The sequence below is a fragment of the Thomasclavelia sp. genome, from assembly GCF_047249845.1.
Classification (GTDB): Bacteria; Bacillota_I; Bacilli_A; order Erysipelotrichales; family Coprobacillaceae; genus Thomasclavelia.
In genome coordinates, this window is record NZ_JBKTWO010000109.1 from 1 (window position 1) to 2808 (window position 2808).

Consider the following 2808-nt stretch of genomic DNA (forward strand, 5'->3'; position numbering starts at 1 on the left):
GGGTTAGACTGTGAATATTATAAGAATAACTTGTGAATGTGAATAACTTTTAAAAATAATTCACAATTATGCACAGTGCATAAAAAGTTACGCACATTCACAATCTATGAAATTTGTGTATAATTAAAAAAATACGCATATATCCATACTGTTTGATGTGCATAACTATGTGAATAACTTGTGCACAGTTTTTTTGTTCTTCTATTTATTCACAATTTCCTCTATAATATGAACTGAGAGAAGGTGAATATGTGAATAATCTTGATACTGATTGGCAAAAAACACTAAATATATTTAAAAATCAGATAGATGATAAAATTATTTTTGATTCTTTTTTCACAACTTTACAAGTTAAGGATATTATTGATAGTGATGTTACAATTACAGTTGATACACAATGGAGTTTGGATGGTGTTTCTCCATATTTAGAAAAGTTAGAAGAAATATATAACACTTTGACAAGTGGCCATTATCAGCTTCATTTAGAAACTGAGGATGAATATAATAAAAGTATTCAACAAAAAAATGATTTAATGCTTTTTAATGACAATTTAAATAGTGATCTTAAATTTGAAAACTTTGTTGTTGGAAATAGTAATCGAATTGCTCAAAATGCATCATTAGCTGTTGCCATGAAACCTGGTATTTCTTATAGTCCATTATTTATTCACAGTAATTCAGGACTAGGAAAGACCCATTTATTAAATGCTATTGGAAATTATGCAAAAAGCAAAGATCCATTTACAAAGGTTCTATTCACAACAAGTGAAAATTTTGTAAATGAATATATTCAATCATTATCTAATCATACTATTGATGAATTTAATTACAAATATAGACATATTGATATCTTATTAATAGATGATATTCAATTTATGGCTACAAAAGAATCATCTAGTGAAATTTTCTTTAATATTTTCAATAGTTTAATTAGTAATAAAAAGCAAATTGTTATAACATCAGATAAACCTCCTCGTGATTTAAGAGGTATGGAAAGCCGTCTTGTTAGCCGATTTGCATCTGGTTTAACAGTAAGTATTGATACTCCAGAGTTTGAAACATCAAAAGCTATCTTAAGAAAAAAGATTGAAATAGAAAATGTTGATTATCCAATTACTGAAGAAGTTTTAGATTTTATTGCCAGTCATTTTAATACAGATGTTAGAGAATTAGAAGGAAGTTTAAAACGTTTGCTTTTCTATAAATTAATATGTGAAGAAAAGCGTGATTGTATTGATCTTAATTTTGCTTTAGAGGCATTTAGTGATACATATAAAAACCAACCAATACAAAAGAAAGAATTAACTGTTTCAAATATAAAAAAATGTGTTGCTGATTACTATAATTTAACTGTATCCCAAATTAATTCAAAGTCACGAACATCTAATATTATAGTTGCTCGACATATTTCAATGTATCTCGTTAGAGAATTAATTAAAGATATATCATTTATACAAATTGGTCATGAATTTGGTGGTCGTGATCATTCAACAGTTATGAAAGCTTGTGATAAAGTTCAAAAGAAACTTGAAAAAGATCTAAACTATCGACAGGCTATTGATGACATAAAAAATAAGCTTGTGTAAAAGTTATGCACAGTTATCCACAACTTATTCACACATAAAAATTTAAAAAACAATGATAAAACCATTACTTTTATAAGTTATTCATATTGTGCACAACATTATTATTATGATATTATTTAAATAATAGTAAATAAAAGGAGAAAAATGATGAATTTTAAGATTAAAAGATTAGCATTATTAAATGCTTTAGCAAAAGTATCTAGAGCTGTCTCAATGAAAAGTCCTTTACCAGTCCTAACAGGTATTAAATTTGATTTAAAAGATAACGAATTAATTTTAACTGGTAGTGATAGTGATATTACAATACAAACAAGTATTAAAGAAAATATTGAAATTATTCAAACAGGATCTGTTGTTTTATCTTCTCGTTATATATTAGAGATTATTAAAAAGATTGATTCTGAATTTGTACATATCTATATTGTTGATGGAACATTGACAAGAATTGAAGGAGCAAACTCTAAATTTGATTTAAATGGAACTTCTTATATTGATTATCCAAGAATTGATTTAAATAAATCTGGTGTTCATTTACAGATGAAATCAACAGATTTAAAACAAGCCATTGAACAAACGTCATTTGCAACAAGTGAAAAAGAAACACGTCCTGTTTTAACTGGTGTTAATTTCAAAGCTAAAGATCATGTTTTAGAATGTATTGCTACTGATAGTTATCGTTTAGCAAAACGTATTTTAACAATTGATTCTGATGTATCATTTAATATTATTATTCCTAAGAAAAGTTTAATTGAAATTAGTCGTATTATTGAAAAAGATGAATTTATTGATTTATATGTATCTGATCGTAAAGTTTTATTTATTTTTGATTCAGTTTTAATTCAAACAAGATTAATTGATGGTTCTTATCCTGATACAAGTCGTTTAATTCCGCATGAACATAATTATTCAATGTCAGTTGACAGTGTAAGTCTTCTTAATTCCATTGATAGAGCATCTTTATTATCAAATGAACAGACAAATATTATAAAATTATCTATGAGTGAAGATCATGTTATGCTTTCTTCTTATTCTCAAGAAATTGGATCTGTTGAAGAAAATTTATCAAAAGCTTTTTATAAAGGTGATGAGTTGAGTATATCATTTAGTGCGAAATATTTAAATGATGCTATTAAAAGTATAAATGGAGAAAAAGTAAAAGTTTTATTTACTGGAGAGATGAAACCATTTATTATTATGGATTTTGAAAAGGATGATATTATTC

General features: G+C 26.0%; 2 protein-coding genes. Both read left to right on the plus strand.

The features are described 5' to 3' along the window. Window positions 1–251: 251 nt before the first annotated feature. Window positions 252–1586, plus strand: coding sequence for a chromosomal replication initiator protein DnaA (gene dnaA, locus ACLR9T_RS13645; RefSeq protein WP_008789025.1), 1335 nt, complete (start codon window positions 252–254; stop codon window positions 1584–1586). 147 nt (window positions 1587–1733) lie between these two features. Then, the coding region (dnaN, locus tag ACLR9T_RS13650) for a DNA polymerase III subunit beta (RefSeq protein WP_413110045.1) at window positions 1734–2808 on the plus strand (1075 nt) is incomplete at its 3' end.